Origin of the sequence: Streptosporangium sp. NPDC001559, from assembly GCF_042893955.1 — a bacterium.
Taxonomy (GTDB): domain Bacteria; phylum Actinomycetota; class Actinomycetes; order Streptosporangiales; family Streptosporangiaceae; genus Streptosporangium.
On the sequence record NZ_JBIAVG010000016.1, the window covers coordinates 121,754 to 137,442 of the forward strand.

Genomic DNA, 15,689 nt, shown 5'->3' on the forward strand with positions numbered 1-15,689 from the left:
TTATCCCGTCCATCCGGACGGGATTTCCCGGGGCGCTTAGCTCAGCGGTAGAGCGCTCGCCTTACAAGCGAGATGTCACTGGTTCGAACCCAGTAGTGCCCACCCAGCTCAGGCCCGCTTTTTGGGCCTAGCACGAAGGTCTGTAACCGCCTCTTGGGAGCGAGGAGGGAGCAGATCTTGAATGCGCCCCTTCGCGGCCTGCCGATACGGCGCCAGGAGGCCGTCCAGCACAGGCACCGAGGACCGGCCACCCCATACCGTTGCCCGCTCCCGCAACGACGCCTCCCACCGCTTCTGGAGCCCCTCCAGAATCCGGCGCACCATCTCCTCGGAGGTGTGCGAGTAGGTGCCGACGATGCCCGGCAACTCGTGCCCCAAGCGCTCCTCGGACGCCACCGTGGGGATGCCGTCCTCATCCAGCCAGACCTTGTGTCCGTGCCGTAGCCCCTGGGGGGTCAGCCCTTTCATGAGGGGCAGCCAGGACGCCACGTGATGCTGCTCGATGTCGTAGCGCCAGAACCCGCGATGGTGTGGCGGGGAAAACTCTTGACCTTCAACAGCCATGGGCCATGACCGTTTGACGAGGCCCGGCCAAGGAGTCTCGGCGAGATCGACCAGCACCGGATAGCCTGGCCGGCTCTTCATGCCTGGGTGGCGGCCGTCGGCGGCAAGCCGGAACCGGCGCTGCCCGTAGTTCGAGCGACGCTCATGCCCTCCGTCTTCGCCTAGGAAGACGTACTGGCCGCCGCCGCAGCCGCGGGGGCCCTTGCAGCCGCACTTGCCGTTGCCGCTCGCCTTGAGGTGCTCTGACAGCAGGTCGGTCAGGAACGTGGGGATCGGGATTGTCCGGTAGGAGTCGTCTTTCGGGGCCTTCTTGATCCAGGTGCCGCCTCGCTCATACACCTGCTGCTCGACGCGGATGGACGACAGGCGGAAGTACTGGCGCTCCAGCCCTACTGTCTCCGCCCAGCGGAGGCCGGTGTAGCCGACCGTCACGGCCTGGACGAAGTCGTCGGGGCGGCCAGACAGGGCAGCTAGCCGCTCCCCGAGGAGGAGCACGGTCAGAGGGGTGGACCACTCGCGCTCGGGGCCGCGCGTTCTGCTCTTGCCGTTCTTGCGCCCCCTGTTCCTCCGCCGGACGGCGGGGTTGGCGGCGATGAGGCCGGCTGCGACAGCATCAGAGAGGATGGTGTGCAGCAGGGTACGAGCTGATGCGGCAGATGTTTCGCCGCAGATCTTTTCTCTGTGGAGTTGGAGCTCCCACGCGTTGATCTCGATCGCCGTCAGTGTATTCAGCGGGCGATGTCCGAAATACGGGAGAATGTGGACCTCAATGTGCCAGCGGTAGCCGTCTAGCGTTGTCAGTTCTAGGTCTTGCGCTGGGTACCACTGATTTACCCAGTCCTGCAAGAGGATGTCGCCGGACCGTGGATCTCTCCACAGGTTGCGGCGGACGTCGGCTTCTTGCTCTTCGCCGAAGTCGACCGCCGCTTTCTCGGTGGTGAATCGTCTGCCGTCGTACCCGCAGCTGGCCGACCCGAGGGAGCCGTCTGCGGTTTTGAACCTGCTGCGCCAGTACTTGCCACGCTTTTCGGCGAATGCCACGGTGTCCTCCGTGGTGGTGGGGGTGGGTCTCCAGGGCGACTGGCCGGTGGTGGGGACACCGACCAGTCCATGGAGGCCTCTTTCTAGCAGGCCTAGGAGATCTTCAGGGGGGCGTCAGGCTCGATCCTTCTGGTCAAGCCGATGATCTGCCCTCTCAGGTGGGTGATGCGGTTTTCCTTCTCCATCAAGGCGGTTGCTAGTTCGAAGCCGTCGAGGTTGCCCTGCATCTTGCCGTCGCAGTAGCCGTTGGCGTACCCGGCCTTGTTGGCGACATAGGCGACGACGACTGAGCCGATTCCCAAGCCGATAGTTGCGACCGTGAGGTCTCTTACGAGGGACGACATCGTGCTCCTAACTCCGTGGTACCGGTCCGAGCTATGACCAGTGAAATTGGGACGCACAGTCGTTAGGTTTCGGTTTACGTGGTTGAAAGTTGCATTTCAAGCAATTCGACCCGTATCGAACACGCTACGTAGCGTGTTCGATACGGGTCGAATATGTCACGAAAGGTCCGACTGACCCCTTTGGTCCTCTATGACTTCCTTCCAGCGCTTAAGGCGTGATCGCCTCAAATGTTCCAGTTCGGCTTCCTCTTCGGCGATCAGCTTCTCTAGGCGCCGCCGGCGCCACTCGGGAAGCCCCCCCATGAGGGCGTCGATCTCCGCCTGAAGTTCTTTGACGGTCGGCGTGTCGAGGCCATGGCCTGTCTGCGTCGTGTGAGCCAAGATCTCTAGGCGCGAGGCGGCGGGGGTGGGTTCTCCTCCCCCCAGTACCGCCTTGATCGAGCCTGGGGACCAGAGAAGTGCTTCTTCGAGTCTGACCTCTACGAGGTCGGTGAATCCACTCTCTCCTCGGCGGATTCGGCGCAGGTGGGTGCCGGAGATCTCCGCTCGTTCTGCGATCTCCTCCCAGCGCAAGCGTAGTTCTTTGCGCCGACCGTCCATTGCGTCGGCGAGGCGTAGGCGAGCGCTCTCGTCGGTGCGGTTCATGACAGCCCTTCTGACTGCTCTGGAGGGGGGCTTGCGGACCTGGTCGCACTGTATCGCACATGCGCAGTTCAGGTATTGCCTAAGAGGCGCCTGTTATTGACTGCAAGTGCCGTATCCAAAGAAACATGTGCGACCAGTTGCGGCCAATCGCACATGTGCGGTACGTTGCGAACATGGCTAGTAAGCGCCTATCCCTTCCGTTCAACGGTCAGCGCGCACGTCACGAACGAGAGCGACAGGGACTCACCCTCGTCGCCCTCTCGGAGCGATGCGGAAAAGCTGGCCGGAAGTTCAACCACACCACCTTGTCCCGTTGGGAGGCGGGAGCCTTCGTGCCCTCGGCGCCGAACCTCAAGGTGCTCGCCACGGCACTCGATGTGAAAGTCGACGACCTGTGCAGCCCGCCCCCTCTGGAAAGCATGGAGCGGAGCTGATGGAGCAGGTCTACTCGCTCAAGCAAGCGGCGGAGCTTCTCCAGCGGACAGAGCACTGGCTGAAGGTCAACGCCCGCAGGCACAACTGGGGCAGCAAGCTCGGCCGCGCGCGCGTGTTCACCGAGGCGCATCTCATGGAGATCCTGGCCACTGGAACGAACCAAGCCGCTCAGGCGCGGAAGCCGCGCCCGATCAAGGCGAAGGCGCCAAAAGTGCGGATGCCTGAGCCGGTCGCTGGCGCTTCGGTCACTCCGCTCCGCGCCCGCCCTGAGGCCGCCCGCTCCTACGGGAGGACGGCATGAACGGGGCCGACGCGTGACCCCGGCGCAGACTTACGCGCTGCTGGGAGCCCTGGCCCGGTTCGAGGCGCTCCGCGAGCTCGACCGTGCGGACGAGACCAGCGCCAATACCCCCAGCTAAGTGCGGGCCCAGCCGCAGGCACGGCTGGGACCCGCTGACCCACCCGCTCCGAGATCTCACAAGAGAGAGCAGGCAAGCCAATGACCAAGAGTAAGCCCAGCGTCGCCGACGAGGCGAACGCCTGGCAGGCCGTCAAGGCCGGGTACCCCGAGACGACGCGCGTAGTCCTCGACGAGATCGAGTTGGGCGTCCGCGTGGCTGACGCCCTGAACGGGGGCCAGAAGTGACCGCCCTCGCCGTCGCCCTGGTCGGCCCGACCGCTCCGGACCAGCCCCCCGTACCCATGTCGGCCACCTCTGCCGCGCTCCTGACGGCGGCGACCGCGATCTCCGCGTTGCAGCAGGCCCGCGTGATGGGCATGGAGGCCGTCGGCATCATCCGTCAGGCGGTCGCCCCCGCCCGGGTCGAGGTCGTCCTCGACCCCCTCGACGCTTACCTGCGCTCCATCGGCCAGGACCCGCAGGTCCTGTACCGGTGGTCTACCCCGCTGCCCAAGACGCAGGTCGCCAAGTGGCTGCGCGACGCGGCCGGTCGGGCGGTGAAGCCGTGACCGCTTTGTCTGTCGCCTCCCTGGTGGAGGCCCGCCCCAGTGCTACCGAGGTCGCCGTCGTCTTCGTCCCGGCCGGTGCCGTGGTGCGTGTGCACCACCCGGCTGGGGTGAGGGAGTACGTCGCGCCGCTGCCCGAAGAGGCGTGGTACGTGGCCATTCCGGGCGACCGGGACGTCATCGGGTGGGGCGCCGTGCCGTGCTGGTACGGCTCCCTGGCCGGGATCCGCAACGGCCGCCACTCGCTGGACCGGGAGGCGTGGCACGCCGCCGCGCGGCAACTCGCCACCATTGACGTGGCCTACGTCCAGTTCGAGCAGCGCGACCACTTCGGCGCCCAGCGGTGGACCGCCGTCGCGCACCGGGCGGAGGTGGCGGCGTGAACGACTACGAACGCATCGTTCTGGGCCTGCCGTGGGGTGGATACCTCGCCCTCGACAACCTCAATCTGATCGCTGACCGGATCCGCATGATGATCGGCGAAGGTCAGCCGTACACGTGGGTCGCCGTCAACGAGGCCTTCAGTATGCGGCCCCAGGTCCGTACCAGCGGGGTCGCCACCAGCATCGAGGCGGGGCGGCTCTACGGCAAGGAAGGTGAGTACGGCCACCTGATGGTCGTCGACACCGACGGCGTGTGGTCGCTGTGCACGAGCGCCTCCAATCAGAGGTCGGCCAACGACTCCGACAACCCCGTCTACAGCACCCCGTACCTGGTGTTTGAGGGCGGCCAGCTGACCATCGACCACCGGGCTCCTGCCGGGCACCGGCTCTGCTGGGTGGTTGCCCCGGAAGGAGGCGCCCGGTGAGCACCCTGATTCCCGCCGTGATCCCGCCTTTCCCCGCCGGGGTGACGCACATGACGTCCGGCCAGGTAGGCGACCTGCTGGGCGTCACAACTGACCGGGTTGGTGAGTGGGCACGCCGGGGACTGATCACTGCGTCGTTCCGGACCCTGGGTGGGGAGCGGCGCTTCACCGAGGCGGACGTGCAGGCCCTGGCCTCTGTTCGCACGGTCACCCAGCTCACAGAGGGCGACATCGTGACGTGCGCCTGCTGGAACAACGGCGGCCCGGTGCGGATCTGCTGGGCCACGAAGCGCCACCGGCGCGTGTACGTGCGCTGGCAGGACGTGGCGGCCCGCACCCGGGCGGTAGAGGTATCGGTCGGCACCTCGCAACTCGTGCGCCTCCGGGGGCACGCCGCACGCGCGGGGGTGGCGTGATGGTCGGCCCCCGCCGCCCCGTTCCTGAGGCCCGGTTCCGGGAGCCCCGCTATCGCGACGCGGACCCCTACGACCTCGGCGTCGAGGACCAGCTCTCCGCATTCCTTGTCGCCCACCCCGAGTACGCCCCAGACGACCTCACCCGCCCTTTCCGGTCGGTCCCCGTTGGTGAGGGTCCCGAGCTGGATGACCAGACCGAGCACGAGTACAAGCGGGAGAAGAACACCTGATGGCGCGTGATTTCAACCCTGCGGACTCCGGTTACAACGAGGTCGCGAGCAGGATCGTTGAGGCCCGTAAGAAGCACCCCGAGGGGGTGTTTCAGCCGCTCGACCCGGCCAAACCGTACAAGGTCGAGACGATTGGCGAGAAGACGTTCATCGTCTACACCGCCGCGTTCTACCGGACCCCGGACGACAACAGGCCGGGCATCGGTATCGCGTGGGAGCCGTTTCCCGGCACCACGCCCTACACCCGCAACTCCGAACTGATGAACGCCGAGACCTCCGCGTGGGGTCGAGCGCTGATTGCCGCGCTCGCCGCCGATGCGAAGAAGAGCATCGCCAGCGGGCTGGAGGTTCGCAACCGGGAAGCCGAGCGCCAGCAGTACGGGCCGCGCGATGAGCAGGGTTGGCCCACCACTGACCCGGGCGAGCAGCTTGTCACCAAGGCGTTGCTGTCCCGTCTCGCCGCCCAGTTCGCCACGCTCGGCGTCGCTGGCCGCGACGAAGGGCTGATGACGATCGCCGCCCTGACCGGCGTGCAGGTGACCAGCACCAAGGCGTTGACCAACGCTCAGGCGTCCCAGCTCATCGAGGCTCTGGCCCCGCTGACGCAGGCCACCGACCCTGCTGAGGCCCTCGCCGGAGCGCTGCGTCAGGCCATGGCCGGTGAGGAGGACAGCGATGGCCACGCCGCGTGAAGCCGCTTTCAAGGTCGCTGTCCTGGACGCCCTCTCCAAGAGGGTGAACAAGGCGCTCGTCGACGCCCGCGGCGAAGCCGAACCGCTGTTCGCTGACGCCCGCAAGGCGGGTTCGACTCAGATCGAGGTGGCCCTCCCGGCGGGGGCCGCGGTCGGCAAGGTCTCGATCAAAGCGGGCCAGGAAACGACCCGCGTCGACGAGGACGCGCTGCTGGCCTGGGTGCTGGCGAACAAGCCTGAGGAGATCGAACCTGCGATCTCACCGGCTGCCCTGTCCAGGCCGGACGTAGTTGCGTACATCCGCAAACTCCACCCGGACCTGGTCGGCCAGAGAGTCCGGCCCGCCTACCGAACCAAGCTTCTCGCCGAAGCTGGCGAGGCCGGTGAGCTGGTCAACGAGACGACCGGCGAAGTCGTGAAGGTCTCCGAAACGGTCAAGGGCGAACCGACCGGCTCATTCGCGTTGACGTTCGAAGCGGCGAAGAAGGGCAAGCCGAACGGCCGCGACCAGATCGCCGCCGCTTGGCAGTCCGGCGAAATCTCCATCACCGATCTGATCCGCCCCGCCCTTGAGGCAGGTGAGTCATGACCGACGTTTTCCAGCGCGCCGAGTCGGGCTCCTTCGAGTTCCTGTCCGAGGACGTGGTCCTCACCCCGGTGGACACCGACGTGTTCTTGAAGCGGCTGAACAACGAACTGGGCCGCTCCCAACTTGCGGTGAAGCGGGCCCGCGAAGCCGAACTGGCTGCCGAGCGCCGCTACTTGGAGGCGCGCACGATCCTCCTGATGCAGGAGCCCGCCCCCGAGGTCGGGCGCCGCGCCGGCCAGGTGACCCAGAAGCAGCTGGATGAGTGGTTCGCGGTCCGTATCTCCGAGGAGTACTGGACGCTACGCGAAGCGAAGATCGTTCGGGCCAACGCCGTGGACTACGTCTGGCAGGTCAAGGCCCAGGTCGAGTTGATGAGGTCGCTCAACGTCAACGCCAAAGCCATGTACGACACCTACCGGGGCGGTGGCCGGTGAAGACCCGCGTCCAGGCCTGCTGCAACAAGGAGACGTTCGCCACCAAGGAGGAGGCGCAGCGCCGCTGGGACCGCATGGAGTCCATGGGTGTCTCCCGTGTCCTGCCGGTTCGCATGAAGTGCTGCCGCAACGGCTGGCACCTGGAGTTCCCCACCTCCGACACCGGGCCGTCGGACAAGCTCCGCGCCCGGGTGGAGGGCCGAGACAAGGTGTGCGTCCGCTGCGGGAAAGCCGTACCGCGGGATGAGGACTCTATCCACCACCGGATCCCTCGTGGCCGGGGCGGCGAGAACACCGCAGAGAACCTGCTCCTGCTGTGCGGCTCAGGAACTACGGCCTGCCACGGCTGGGTGGAGAAGAACCGTACCGCGGCCTACCGGTTCGGCTACCTCGTCCACACCGGCATCGACCCGGCTGACGTGCCAGTAGCGGTCGCCGGATGGGGGTGGCGCTACCCAACGCCGGACGGCCGGTGGATCACCCCTGAGGAGTACGGCGCCAACCCGGCAGAGCTGGGCGAGGCGGTGTCATGAACGGTCTTCCTGGCCCCGCGCTCATCGACTGCCCCACTCCTGCCGGCCACCCGTGCGGCTGCTGCTTGAGGTGCCTCGCTCAGCAGGTTGAGACCCTCCGCCTCTTCTCGGACGACCTGCACGGCTCGCCGTCCGACCTCGACGTCCCCTGACCTTCCCCCTGGCGTCTCTCTCAGCCCGCTGTATCGGGGGCGGGCTGAGAGAGACACCACCCACCCCGCAAGGAGATTCACGTGTCATTCGACAACCCCAGGCGTAAGCGGGAGTCGCTGCACGATGCGGTCCGCCACGACTTCGAAGAGGAGACCAACGTCCGCTTCCGGCCGGTCCGCTGGTTCTTCGTCGCGCTCACGGTGGCGCTCGTGGTCGGCCTGGTGTTCTGGGCGGTCGGCTGGCTGACGCAGCCCCTCCGTACCGCTTCTGGCGTGCGGGAGCGGGTCGCGAACCCGGACAACGTCCTCTACCAGTACGAGCACTACTTCGACCTGTGCGCCGGGGTCCGGGCGATCGACTCCAAGATCGACGCCAAGGAGGCGGAGATCGCCGCCTACGACAAGCGGCACCCTAACGGCGACCCCAGCGACCAGTACCAGGCCGCCCCTAAGCGTGACCGCCTCGACACCGAACTGACCGGCCTGCAGCAGCAGCGCGCCGACCTCGTCGAGACCTACAACGCCGACTCCGCCAAGGCCAACCGCGCCCTGTTCAAGGACCACAGCCTGCCCGAGCGGCTCAGCGACGACACCCCCACCTGCAACTAACCCCCTGGAGACCTCCCCGTGAAGACCGCACGGATCATCGCCGCCCTGGCGTTCGCCGCACTCGCCGTGAGCGGGTGCACCTCAGATACAACCAGCGACAGAGAGAAGGCTCAGGCCGTCTCCGGCGACCAGCAACGCAAGTACGACAAAGCCGTCCCCTTCCCGTCCGCTGACCTGAACTACCCGCTGGACCGGGCGAACCTGTCGGAGTACCTGCGACGCAACAACGACCGCAACCGCATCTCCTACGTCTACCTGCTGTCGATGGACGCCAAGGTCATCGCCTACTACACGATCAAGGGCAAGGTCACCTCGGTGTCCTCGCAGCTGCTGCCCCAGGACGACATGCAGCACCCGTGCAGCGTCTCAGAGTGCTGGCTGACAACGGACTCGGCCGGCGACGACGGCACCTACGGAGGAAACGAGCCTGGCGTCTTCTTCTTCACCACCAGCGGGGCGCTCGTCACCTGGACGGGCGACTACATCCAGTCCGACCGGCCGCTGGACGTGAAGACTCCCGTCTCGCTCGTCGCGAAGGTCGGCGACTGATGCCCGGCCGCAAGCCCGACGTGCTGGGCGGCTGTTTCGGGCTCTGGCTCGTCCTGTGCGCCCTCTTGGGGCTGGTCATGACGGGCGTTCTGATCTGGGCCGTCATCTCCCTCGTCAACCACTTCACGGCCTGACCTGCCTCTTCCCGTCTTGTGCTCGACCTCGGGGGCGAGCACAAGACGGGCCCTCACCCCACTGATCGGAGAGACCATGACCGAGCAGATCAGCTCGATCGAGGAGATCGCCCCTTACCCGGAGCGGGCGGAGGACGTCACCGCTGAGGTGATGGCGAAGCACTTCGCAGCGTTCGCCCAGCTGCACTTCCGGCTCGGCCAGGACGACCCTGACCGAGACAAGGCCGCAGAGTCGTCCCGCGCGTTCGTGTCCTTCTACGCCCTCACGCTCCTGCTCCGGGAGATCGAGGCTGCTGGAGTCCGCGTCGCGGACCGGGTGGCCAGGACCCTTTGGGAGGCGTGGCAGCACCCGCACACGCTCGGCCCGGACATCTGGGGCTGGCTGGAGGAGTACGACATCGACCCGGAGGCGGTCAACAAGATCGCCGCCAACCTGGTCGCTGACGCCGCCGAACCCCAGCGCGCACCCCAGGGCGGTGCCCAGTGAGCGAGGTCGTTCCGGTGAGGCTCTCGCTCGGAGAACTGCACACCGTCTCCGAAGACGACACCTTGTGGGTGGTCTTCCGGCCAGCAGTAGAGGCGCTTGAGCTCGACCCAGACACTCAGATCCGCAAGTTGAAGACCAGGTCCTGGGCACGCACGGGCCTTAGGCCCGTGCGTCTTCCCGGAGACCCGCGGACCCGCCAGGTGACAGTAGTTGATCGCAAGACGCTGACGATGTGGCTCGCCACGGTCAACGAGAACAACGTCGCCAAGGCGAAGCGGGATCAGCTCATCGCCTACCAGCAGGAGGCAACCGAGGCGCTCGACCGGTATTGGCACGAGGGCATGGCCGTCAAGCCCAGGACGGTCGAGCCGGAGCCTGTCGTTCAGCTTCCCGCACCAGAACCGCTTGAGCCGATCACCTACCCGTTGATCGACTCGCTCGTTCTCATGCGCCAGCGGTTCGGCGTCCACCTCCACATCCACGACTTCACCCGGACGCTGCGCGCGGGCGGCGTACTCCGCCAGGACGGTCGGCCGATGGCCAAGTACGGTCACCTGTTCTGGCTGAAGGCGAAGACCGGCACGTACGAGGTGTTCGAGCACGCGATCGAGCCGCTGTATCGCATCTACGAGTCCACGAAGCTGCGCCTGGAGATGGCGGCGCAACGGCAGCTTCCTCTCGACCCTCCTGGCTGGCCTGAGCTTCCCCTTGGGGAGGCGTCGTGATGCGTCCCGAGGACATCCCGCAGAGCGTCGAGGTCGTCGAGCCAGAGCGGTATGCGCTGATCGTCCGTCGAGTCGGCATGCTCACCCCGGCTGAGGCCCGAGCTGAGGCTCAGGTGGAGGTCACCCGCGCGCACAGCGAGAAGTGGGAGCACGTCGAAGTCACCCTCCAGCGGGCCTCTGACCATGGTGGCGCACTGGGAACTGACGACCTTCAGGGCGCCCCGTGGGGCGGTGCGTGATGGCCGACAAGACCGTCTACTGCAGCAATCCCGACCACGCCCGGCGAGTGCCTGCGATCGCCCGGTTGTCCTGGCCGACCGGCCGGTTCAGCCCTACCGCCATCTGCATCACTGACCTGCCGGGGCAGATCCGTCAGTCGCTCGACCTCGGGCACCCGGTGCTCGTCGAGCCGATCACCTCCGAGGAGGTGGCCGACCGTGGCTGACCTCACTCCCGCCGAGGTGATCCACGCCGCCGTCGCGAAGCTTCGCGCGATCGAACCCGCTCCCGCCCGGGCCGTCGTCGACTCCCGCGGGGACGCCAACATCTTCATCGGTGATGCCCCCATCGTCGGCTGCCCCGACTGTGATGGGGGCCCCGAGATCGAGACCCCGGAGCTTGCCGAAACCATCGTCGCGCTGCTCAACGCCCGTGAACGGCTCGCCGCTTGGCTGGCCAGTTGGGACGGCGTCGAGGTTCGACTGAGCGGCCCAATGTCCGAGGACTGCCGGCACGCCCTGGCGATCGCTCGGGCCATCAACGGGGGTGCGGCATGACGCTCCCCACCTACAACGAGGCCCTCGCCGCATCCCATGACGAGTCAGCGTTCTCGAACGGCACCGAGGTCGACTGCTGGATGGCCCGAAACTGCGGGCGCTGCATCCACGACAAACCCGCCCGGCTCAACGACTACGCGAACGCCTGCCCGCTGCCTCTCATCGCTTACGCGGACCGCACGCCGGCCGAGTGGGTGGAGACCAACCCGAAGGGTTTGGAAGACCGCTACACGTGCGTCTACTTCCGCCCGGAAGACGACCCCGGGCCTGACGAGCCGGCGCCGACCCCGGACCCTCCCGGCCAGCTGACGCTGTGCCCGCGCGAGCCGTACGAGCGGCCCGCCCGGATGTACGTCGACACCCGGCCTGTCGAGGCGACCGCGCCTGTCTGAGCCACGATCCCGCACCTCCCTCGTGATGCCAGGGAGGTGCGGGACCCGCAGCCGATTCAACCAGACCGAAAAGGGGTCCCCAATGGTCCAGAACAACCGCCAGGCTGATACCGGCCAGGTCCTCGTCGCCGCCACCCCGAAGAAGCCTGCCGTGGAGTTCCCCACCCCTGAGGTGGCTGAACAGATCCTCGGCGTCCTGCGAGCCCAGTACGACCAGAACGTGGCGGGAGCCCGCCAGCAAGACCGCATCGCTGAGGAGAAGCGGGCCGCGAAGGAAAACGTCGGCGGGCAGATCCAAGAGCTGCAGCGCCGCTACCAGGAGCTGGAGACCGAGGAGCGCACCGCCCTCCACTACGCCGCCCAGCACCGCAACGTCGTCCAGGGCGCCGCGGCGATGCTCGCCCAGGGCGGCATGTCGGTCTCGGCCGTGGTGGAGCCTCTCCCTTTACAACCCCACCCGCTGGACACCCCTCAAGGGGACATGGCGGCACATGCCGCCCAGTTCAACGGGGCCTTCCCAGAGACGAAACCAGACGGGTACTGCGTCCACTGCGGCCAGCCCGCTTGGAAAGCCCCGTCGAGCCCGATGCACCCGCACGGGGCGACCCACTCGTTCGGGGCGACGTGCAACCCGGAAGCGGAGACCTCGACGTTCGCGGACCTCGGCGAGGCCCGCGAGGTCGAGCGGTGACCGTCTTGGAGCGGGTCCTGTACACGCTGGCCTGCCTGCTGCTGCCCGCCCCCAAGGGGCGGCGCCACCGGCCCGCGTCGACGAAGTCCGAAGCCGGCTTGAGCGACGACACCGTCCCGTTCCGCACCGTCAACGCCCGCCACCCGTACCCCGACCTGACCGAGGAGCCAACCGCATGAGTGCCCTCACCTTCCTGGAGCCTGACCTTCCCGCCGTGGAGGAGCCCCTCCGCCCGCTACTGCTGATCGACGTCGATGGCGTTCTGAATGCCTTCCGCCGCCCCGGCCCCGAGTGGGTCAAGACGAAGGGCATCGCGGGCGGACGCACGTTCAACCTGCTGCTCAACCCCTTCCACGGCCCCCGGCTGCTCGACATCGCCAAGGAAACCGGCTGCGAGCTGGTGTGGGCGACGACGTGGGAGCACGACGCCAACACGCAGATCGGCCCGCAGATCGGGCTCCCTGAGCTTCCGGTGATCGAGGTCGACCGCGACAACCAGCTGCTCCACATGGGTGGCCGGCTGATGTTCAAGACGCCGCATGTCGCCGACTGGGTGAGAGGTCGCCCGTTCGTGTGGCTGGACGACGACCTCACTGCGGCGGACGAGAAGTTCCTGTTCCAGCACCCCAACGTCAGCGACTGCCTCATCATCCACGTCAACGGCGAGACCGGCCTGACCGACGACGACTTCGCCGAGGCCCGCTCCTGGCTTCTGACCCACGGGGGCGGCGCGTGATCACGGCGGCCGAGGCGTGGAACCTCATCACCAAGTCCCTGACGACCCGCAAAGCCCGCCGCAGAGCCGCCTCGGCCGCGGCGGCCCGCCTCCGAGAGGAACGCACCCAGGCCGCCATCACGCCCCTGGGGCTCGACCCGGACCGGGTGGATCGCCTCGTCACTGACGTCCTAGCCGACACCGCTGACCACCGGTGGCTCCGAGGCGAGGGAGTCCCTCCGTGGGAGCGCTCTTGATCTCCACCGCCTGCCTGGCCCTGGCCGGGCTACTGCTCACAGGACTGGTTCTGGCCGTCTACAGCCCATCTGACCTGCACGACGTGTTCGAGGAGGAAGCCGAATGACTCACCCGGGCATCCCCGTACCGGCCGAGGGCGACGTCGAGTGCCCCCTGGAAGACGCCGCCGTAGAGCCCAGCGAGCTGGACGACGGCGGACTGTTTGAGCGCCCCGCCCGGCCTCAGCCCAGAAGGACGCTCCTTTGACCGCCCGCCCCGTCCTGGCCATAAGCCCCCGCGAACGCCACGACGGTCTCCACTGGCGGCTGGACATTCCTCGCACCGTGCCAGGGCTTCGGGGCCACGCCGAGTCGAGGTCCCGCGACACCGTCCGTGGGCTCGCCCAGTCGATCGCCGACGAGTTCGACTGCGACATCGAGGAGGTCGAGCCCGGTGAGTGATCTGACTGCCGACCTGGCCCGCCTCGCTGCCCACCTGCCGTGTCTGGACCGGGCCGCGGCTGACTTGACTGCCCCGGTGGAGGTACGAGCTGTGGTCGCCGCTATGGCGGCTATGGCGCGGTCGGCTCTGGCCACCGCCGCCCAGGCGGAGGTGGTCAGGTGACCGCCGTCGCGGGCATTGCCCGTATCGCCCGCTTGCTGCGGCCTCCGTCTGCTGAGTGGCAGCGCCGCGCCGCCTGTGAAACCGAGGACTTCGCGCTGTTCTTTCCCGCGCACAAGGAGCAGCCAGAAGACCGGGAACGCCGTGAGCGGAAGGCCAAGGCGATCTGCGCCCAGTGCCCGGTCCGTACGGAGTGCTTGAACTACGCGCTGTCCCGTCCGGAGAAGTACGGCACCTGGGGCGGCCTGAACGAAGAAGAGCGGAAGAACGAGCGTCGCCGCCTCTTCAGGCGGTCCCGTACTGACGCCATGTCCGAAGGCGACTGGGCCTTGTACGCGGACAGCGTCCAGCTCATAGAGATCCGCGGGCTGCCCCTGGCGGAAGCCGCCAACCACCTCGACGTGGACGTGATCACCCTGCGCCGCGTCCGCCGGCAGGGGATCCAGCAGGCGGAAGACGCGACACCTATCCAACCGAAAAACCTCTCAAGGACCTGACATGCCGAAACGACGCCCCCAGGAGTACAGCCCCGAAGAGTTCGACGCCGTCGTGGCGTTGATCCGCGCCGACGAGGGGCTGCAGCAGGACATCGAGAAGATCACCGGCCAGTCTCTGGCGGACAAGACACCACGGGAGCTGTTCGACCTGTTCCGCACCCTCCAGTCCGCGGTGGACGTGCAGGCGACGGTCGTGAACTACGGCCGCGCCCGAACGGCGGTCCGCCGTACCCGCATTGAGATGGACCTCGACCCGGCGAACCTGCCGCCCGCGACCGCCGAGTACGTGGCGGACTTGCAGGCGAAAGTGGACAACGAACGAGAGCTACGCCTCAAGGCCGAAGCGGCGATGAAAGCGATGCAGTCCCGCAACGTCCTGTCGCTGCCGGCCGGAACCCGGAAGGCAGCCATATGAGCGCCTTGGACGTGTTCGGGGCCGAGACCAGCGTCGCCCGCTACTGGGTGCAGCTGCAGGTCCGCGACAAGCTCGTAGGCGGAGTGCCGTCGTCGGCGTCGGTCATCAAGGGCTGGCTGAAGTCCCGCATGGAGATCGGCGACCGGGACCTGCAGGAACTGACCCAGAAAGTCCTGGCCGAGAGATTCCCCGATCGGCAGCCGTCCGCGGACGAACTGGCACAGGCGCTACTGGAGTCGGACGCGGCGCCCAGCATCAACGGTTTCAAACGCATTCCGGACACTGGGGAGCTGGCCTTCGAGGGGCGGTGCGTGAAGGCCGCGCTCAAGGAGTGGGCCAACAGCGCGTACCCCGGTACGGACTGGGACGGCAAGACCACCACCAAGCCGCAGGTCGGCCGGCCACTACCGAAGGGCTTCCGCAAGGGCCTCATGTCGACGCTCGCGGAACGTGTGTTCATCCCCGAGGTCTACATCGGCCTCGGCGTGAAAGAGCCGTCCGGTGTTGAGGAGCGCATCAAGCATGTCATGACGGCTCAGGGGCCGCGGTCGTCGATCAGCCGCGTCGAGTACGTCGACCGCCCCGTCCTCACCTTCGAAGTTCGTGTCCACGACGACTTCCTTCCCCTGCAGGCGTGGGCCCGCATCTGGGAGCGGGGAGAAGACATCGGCATCGGCTCCGACCGCGGCCGAAGTGACGGCAAGTTCGAACTCCTCGCGTTCGACCGGATCACCGGCCCGGTAGGCGGCGACCAGTGACGCGCCGCCCAACCCACGACGCCGTGCCCTCACCGGCAGATACGGCTAGCCACCTCAAGGCGACGAGCCGAACCACCGCTATCCCTGCCTTGTCGACAAGCCCCACCGCGCCTGGTCATCCCGTACCGACTGGCCATCCCCGTTTAGGCCTGGCCGTGCTTCTTCGACATGCCAACCCGACTCACATCGTGACGTGCCGAAACGACATGCCTTTTCCGCCCATCTCAGACCGAC

The 15,689-nt window shown here is 67.2% G+C and carries 33 protein-coding genes and 1 tRNA gene; 31 read left to right on the top strand and 3 right to left on the bottom strand.

Annotated features, from left to right (window positions below; all coding sequences use genetic code 11):
* Positions 1 to 30 precede the first annotated feature (30 nt).
* Positions 31 to 102: transfer RNA gene (locus ACFYY8_RS31135), tRNA-Val, on the top strand.
* A gap of 6 nt (positions 103 to 108) precedes the next feature.
* On the opposite strand, the gene ACFYY8_RS31140 is transcribed toward ACFYY8_RS31135, so the two are convergent.
* The 3 genes from ACFYY8_RS31140 to ACFYY8_RS31150 all read right to left on the bottom strand — a co-directional run bounded on the left by ACFYY8_RS31140 (position 109) and on the right by ACFYY8_RS31150 (position 2,594).
* Positions 109 to 1,605 carry a tyrosine-type recombinase/integrase gene (locus tag ACFYY8_RS31140; RefSeq protein WP_390047078.1) on the bottom strand — a complete coding sequence of 499 codons (1,497 nt, stop codon included), beginning with the start codon at positions 1,603 to 1,605 and terminating at the stop codon, positions 109 to 111.
* 92 nt (positions 1,606 to 1,697) lie between these two features.
* Positions 1,698 to 1,907, bottom strand: coding sequence for a hypothetical protein (locus tag ACFYY8_RS31145; protein ID WP_390047080.1), 210 nt, complete (start codon positions 1,905 to 1,907; stop codon positions 1,698 to 1,700).
* A gap of 198 nt (positions 1,908 to 2,105) precedes the next feature.
* The gene (locus ACFYY8_RS31150) at positions 2,106 to 2,594 is read right to left on the bottom strand and encodes a hypothetical protein (RefSeq protein ID WP_390047082.1); all 489 of its coding nucleotides are present in this window, start codon (positions 2,592 to 2,594) and stop codon (positions 2,106 to 2,108) included.
* Positions 2,595 to 2,767: 173 nt separating this feature from the next.
* On the opposite strand from ACFYY8_RS31150, the gene ACFYY8_RS31155 reads away from it, so the two are divergent.
* The 30 genes from ACFYY8_RS31155 (at position 2,768) to ACFYY8_RS31300 (ending at position 15,455) form a co-directional block, all read left to right on the top strand.
* Entirely contained in the window at positions 2,768 to 3,028 is a 261-nt protein-coding gene (locus tag ACFYY8_RS31155; protein WP_390047084.1) for a helix-turn-helix domain-containing protein, read from the top strand.
* Positions 3,028 to 3,330, top strand: a complete 303-nt coding sequence (locus ACFYY8_RS31160; protein WP_390047086.1) for a hypothetical protein — start codon at positions 3,028 to 3,030, stop codon at positions 3,328 to 3,330. The genes ACFYY8_RS31155 and ACFYY8_RS31160 overlap by 1 nt, the downstream gene beginning before the upstream one ends.
* Before the next feature lie 198 nt (positions 3,331 to 3,528).
* Positions 3,529 to 3,675, top strand: a complete 147-nt coding sequence (locus ACFYY8_RS31165; protein ID WP_390047088.1) for a hypothetical protein — start codon at positions 3,529 to 3,531, stop codon at positions 3,673 to 3,675.
* On the top strand, positions 3,672 to 3,998 hold the full coding sequence (locus ACFYY8_RS31170; protein WP_390047090.1) for a hypothetical protein: 327 nt from the start codon (positions 3,672 to 3,674) through the stop codon (positions 3,996 to 3,998). The genes ACFYY8_RS31165 and ACFYY8_RS31170 overlap by 4 nt, the downstream gene beginning before the upstream one ends.
* Positions 3,995 to 4,378, top strand: a complete 384-nt coding sequence (locus ACFYY8_RS31175) for a hypothetical protein (RefSeq protein WP_390047092.1) — start codon at positions 3,995 to 3,997, stop codon at positions 4,376 to 4,378. The genes ACFYY8_RS31170 and ACFYY8_RS31175 overlap by 4 nt, the downstream gene beginning before the upstream one ends.
* Positions 4,375 to 4,803, top strand: coding sequence for a hypothetical protein (locus ACFYY8_RS31180; protein WP_390047094.1), 429 nt, complete (start codon positions 4,375 to 4,377; stop codon positions 4,801 to 4,803). The genes ACFYY8_RS31175 and ACFYY8_RS31180 overlap by 4 nt, the downstream gene beginning before the upstream one ends.
* Positions 4,800 to 5,219, top strand: coding sequence for a MerR family transcriptional regulator (locus ACFYY8_RS31185; RefSeq protein WP_390047096.1), 420 nt, complete (start codon positions 4,800 to 4,802; stop codon positions 5,217 to 5,219). Before ACFYY8_RS31180 ends, ACFYY8_RS31185 begins: the two co-directional genes overlap by 4 nt.
* On the top strand, positions 5,219 to 5,449 hold the full coding sequence (locus tag ACFYY8_RS31190; protein WP_390047098.1) for a hypothetical protein: 231 nt from the start codon (positions 5,219 to 5,221) through the stop codon (positions 5,447 to 5,449). The genes ACFYY8_RS31185 and ACFYY8_RS31190 overlap by 1 nt, the downstream gene beginning before the upstream one ends.
* Complete coding sequence (locus tag ACFYY8_RS31195) at positions 5,449 to 6,141, top strand: hypothetical protein (protein WP_390047100.1); 693 nt, start codon at positions 5,449 to 5,451, stop codon at positions 6,139 to 6,141. Before ACFYY8_RS31190 ends, ACFYY8_RS31195 begins: the two co-directional genes overlap by 1 nt.
* Complete coding sequence (locus tag ACFYY8_RS31200) at positions 6,125 to 6,730, top strand: hypothetical protein (protein ID WP_390047102.1); 606 nt, start codon at positions 6,125 to 6,127, stop codon at positions 6,728 to 6,730. The genes ACFYY8_RS31195 and ACFYY8_RS31200 overlap by 17 nt, the downstream gene beginning before the upstream one ends.
* Positions 6,727 to 7,164: a hypothetical protein gene (locus ACFYY8_RS31205; RefSeq protein WP_390047105.1), complete on the top strand. Its 438-nt coding sequence runs from the start codon at positions 6,727 to 6,729 to the stop codon at positions 7,162 to 7,164. Before ACFYY8_RS31200 ends, ACFYY8_RS31205 begins: the two co-directional genes overlap by 4 nt.
* A complete protein-coding gene (locus ACFYY8_RS31210; RefSeq protein WP_390047107.1) occupies positions 7,161 to 7,697 on the top strand; it encodes an HNH endonuclease signature motif containing protein in 537 nt (178 codons plus the stop codon). The genes ACFYY8_RS31205 and ACFYY8_RS31210 overlap by 4 nt, the downstream gene beginning before the upstream one ends.
* Before the next feature lie 233 nt (positions 7,698 to 7,930).
* Complete coding sequence (locus tag ACFYY8_RS31215; protein ID WP_390047109.1) at positions 7,931 to 8,458, top strand: hypothetical protein; 528 nt, start codon at positions 7,931 to 7,933, stop codon at positions 8,456 to 8,458.
* Positions 8,459 to 8,476: 18 nt separating this feature from the next.
* The gene (locus ACFYY8_RS31220; RefSeq protein WP_390047111.1) at positions 8,477 to 9,007 is read left to right on the top strand and encodes a hypothetical protein; all 531 of its coding nucleotides are present in this window, start codon (positions 8,477 to 8,479) and stop codon (positions 9,005 to 9,007) included.
* Entirely contained in the window at positions 9,007 to 9,141 is a 135-nt protein-coding gene (locus tag ACFYY8_RS31225) for a hypothetical protein (protein WP_390047113.1), read from the top strand. Before ACFYY8_RS31220 ends, ACFYY8_RS31225 begins: the two co-directional genes overlap by 1 nt.
* Before the next feature lie 76 nt (positions 9,142 to 9,217).
* A complete protein-coding gene (locus ACFYY8_RS31230) occupies positions 9,218 to 9,628 on the top strand; it encodes a hypothetical protein (RefSeq protein ID WP_390047115.1) in 411 nt (136 codons plus the stop codon).
* 14 nt (positions 9,629 to 9,642) lie between these two features.
* Positions 9,643 to 10,353: a phage antirepressor N-terminal domain-containing protein gene (locus tag ACFYY8_RS31235; RefSeq protein ID WP_390047396.1), complete on the top strand. Its 711-nt coding sequence runs from the start codon at positions 9,643 to 9,645 to the stop codon at positions 10,351 to 10,353.
* Positions 10,350 to 10,592: a hypothetical protein gene (locus ACFYY8_RS31240; protein WP_390047117.1), complete on the top strand. Its 243-nt coding sequence runs from the start codon at positions 10,350 to 10,352 to the stop codon at positions 10,590 to 10,592. The genes ACFYY8_RS31235 and ACFYY8_RS31240 overlap by 4 nt, the downstream gene beginning before the upstream one ends.
* Positions 10,589 to 10,798 carry a hypothetical protein gene (locus tag ACFYY8_RS31245; RefSeq protein ID WP_390047119.1) on the top strand — a complete coding sequence of 70 codons (210 nt, stop codon included), beginning with the start codon at positions 10,589 to 10,591 and terminating at the stop codon, positions 10,796 to 10,798. Before ACFYY8_RS31240 ends, ACFYY8_RS31245 begins: the two co-directional genes overlap by 4 nt.
* On the top strand, positions 10,791 to 11,129 hold the full coding sequence (locus ACFYY8_RS31250; RefSeq protein WP_390047121.1) for a hypothetical protein: 339 nt from the start codon (positions 10,791 to 10,793) through the stop codon (positions 11,127 to 11,129). Before ACFYY8_RS31245 ends, ACFYY8_RS31250 begins: the two co-directional genes overlap by 8 nt.
* A complete protein-coding gene (locus ACFYY8_RS31255) occupies positions 11,126 to 11,521 on the top strand; it encodes a hypothetical protein (RefSeq protein WP_390047123.1) in 396 nt (131 codons plus the stop codon). Before ACFYY8_RS31250 ends, ACFYY8_RS31255 begins: the two co-directional genes overlap by 4 nt.
* A gap of 82 nt (positions 11,522 to 11,603) precedes the next feature.
* Positions 11,604 to 12,212, top strand: coding sequence for a hypothetical protein (locus ACFYY8_RS31260; protein WP_390047125.1), 609 nt, complete (start codon positions 11,604 to 11,606; stop codon positions 12,210 to 12,212).
* Positions 12,209 to 12,391, top strand: coding sequence for a hypothetical protein (locus ACFYY8_RS31265; protein WP_390047127.1), 183 nt, complete (start codon positions 12,209 to 12,211; stop codon positions 12,389 to 12,391). The genes ACFYY8_RS31260 and ACFYY8_RS31265 overlap by 4 nt, the downstream gene beginning before the upstream one ends.
* Positions 12,388 to 12,948 (top strand): HAD domain-containing protein, encoded by a 561-nt coding sequence (locus ACFYY8_RS31270; RefSeq protein ID WP_390047129.1) that lies wholly within the window; start codon positions 12,388 to 12,390, stop codon positions 12,946 to 12,948. The genes ACFYY8_RS31265 and ACFYY8_RS31270 overlap by 4 nt, the downstream gene beginning before the upstream one ends.
* Before the next feature lie 220 nt (positions 12,949 to 13,168).
* Positions 13,169 to 13,291, top strand: a complete 123-nt coding sequence (locus tag ACFYY8_RS31275; RefSeq protein ID WP_390047131.1) for a hypothetical protein — start codon at positions 13,169 to 13,171, stop codon at positions 13,289 to 13,291.
* A 136-nt stretch (positions 13,292 to 13,427) separates the two neighbouring features.
* Entirely contained in the window at positions 13,428 to 13,625 is a 198-nt protein-coding gene (locus ACFYY8_RS31280) for a hypothetical protein (RefSeq protein ID WP_390047133.1), read from the top strand.
* Positions 13,618 to 13,788: a hypothetical protein gene (locus ACFYY8_RS31285; RefSeq protein WP_390047135.1), complete on the top strand. Its 171-nt coding sequence runs from the start codon at positions 13,618 to 13,620 to the stop codon at positions 13,786 to 13,788. The genes ACFYY8_RS31280 and ACFYY8_RS31285 overlap by 8 nt, the downstream gene beginning before the upstream one ends.
* The gene (locus ACFYY8_RS31290; protein WP_390047138.1) at positions 13,785 to 14,282 is read left to right on the top strand and encodes a WhiB family transcriptional regulator; all 498 of its coding nucleotides are present in this window, start codon (positions 13,785 to 13,787) and stop codon (positions 14,280 to 14,282) included. Before ACFYY8_RS31285 ends, ACFYY8_RS31290 begins: the two co-directional genes overlap by 4 nt.
* A gap of 1 nt (position 14,283) precedes the next feature.
* Positions 14,284 to 14,697 (top strand): hypothetical protein, encoded by a 414-nt coding sequence (locus ACFYY8_RS31295; RefSeq protein WP_390047140.1) that lies wholly within the window; start codon positions 14,284 to 14,286, stop codon positions 14,695 to 14,697.
* A 5-nt stretch (positions 14,698 to 14,702) separates the two neighbouring features.
* Positions 14,703 to 15,455 (top strand): hypothetical protein, encoded by a 753-nt coding sequence (locus ACFYY8_RS31300; protein WP_390047142.1) that lies wholly within the window; start codon positions 14,703 to 14,705, stop codon positions 15,453 to 15,455.
* Positions 15,456 to 15,689: the final 234 nt, after the last annotated feature.

Bases quoted from the DNA above. Each gene is read 5' to 3' on its own strand.
- ACFYY8_RS31150 (WP_390047082.1), bottom strand. From the start codon at position 2,594: ATGAACCGCACCGACGAGAGCGCTCGCCTACGCCTCGCCGACGCAATG.
- ACFYY8_RS31155 (WP_390047084.1), top strand. From the start codon at position 2,768: ATGGCTAGTAAGCGCCTATCCCTTCCGTTCAACGGTCAGCGCGCACGT.
- ACFYY8_RS31160 (WP_390047086.1), top strand. From the start codon at position 3,028: ATGGAGCAGGTCTACTCGCTCAAGCAAGCGGCGGAGCTTCTCCAGCGG.
- ACFYY8_RS31165 (WP_390047088.1), top strand. From the start codon at position 3,529: ATGACCAAGAGTAAGCCCAGCGTCGCCGACGAGGCGAACGCCTGGCAG.
- ACFYY8_RS31190 (WP_390047098.1), top strand. From the start codon at position 5,219: ATGGTCGGCCCCCGCCGCCCCGTTCCTGAGGCCCGGTTCCGGGAGCCC.
- ACFYY8_RS31195 (WP_390047100.1), top strand. From the start codon at position 5,449: ATGGCGCGTGATTTCAACCCTGCGGACTCCGGTTACAACGAGGTCGCG.
- ACFYY8_RS31200 (WP_390047102.1), top strand. From the start codon at position 6,125: ATGGCCACGCCGCGTGAAGCCGCTTTCAAGGTCGCTGTCCTGGACGCC.
- ACFYY8_RS31205 (WP_390047105.1), top strand. From the start codon at position 6,727: ATGACCGACGTTTTCCAGCGCGCCGAGTCGGGCTCCTTCGAGTTCCTG.
- ACFYY8_RS31225 (WP_390047113.1), top strand. From the start codon at position 9,007: ATGCCCGGCCGCAAGCCCGACGTGCTGGGCGGCTGTTTCGGGCTCTGG.
- ACFYY8_RS31230 (WP_390047115.1), top strand. From the start codon at position 9,218: ATGACCGAGCAGATCAGCTCGATCGAGGAGATCGCCCCTTACCCGGAG.
- ACFYY8_RS31255 (WP_390047123.1), top strand. From the start codon at position 11,126: ATGACGCTCCCCACCTACAACGAGGCCCTCGCCGCATCCCATGACGAG.
- ACFYY8_RS31260 (WP_390047125.1), top strand. From the start codon at position 11,604: ATGGTCCAGAACAACCGCCAGGCTGATACCGGCCAGGTCCTCGTCGCC.
- ACFYY8_RS31270 (WP_390047129.1), top strand. From the start codon at position 12,388: ATGAGTGCCCTCACCTTCCTGGAGCCTGACCTTCCCGCCGTGGAGGAG.
- ACFYY8_RS31295 (WP_390047140.1), top strand. From the start codon at position 14,284: ATGCCGAAACGACGCCCCCAGGAGTACAGCCCCGAAGAGTTCGACGCC.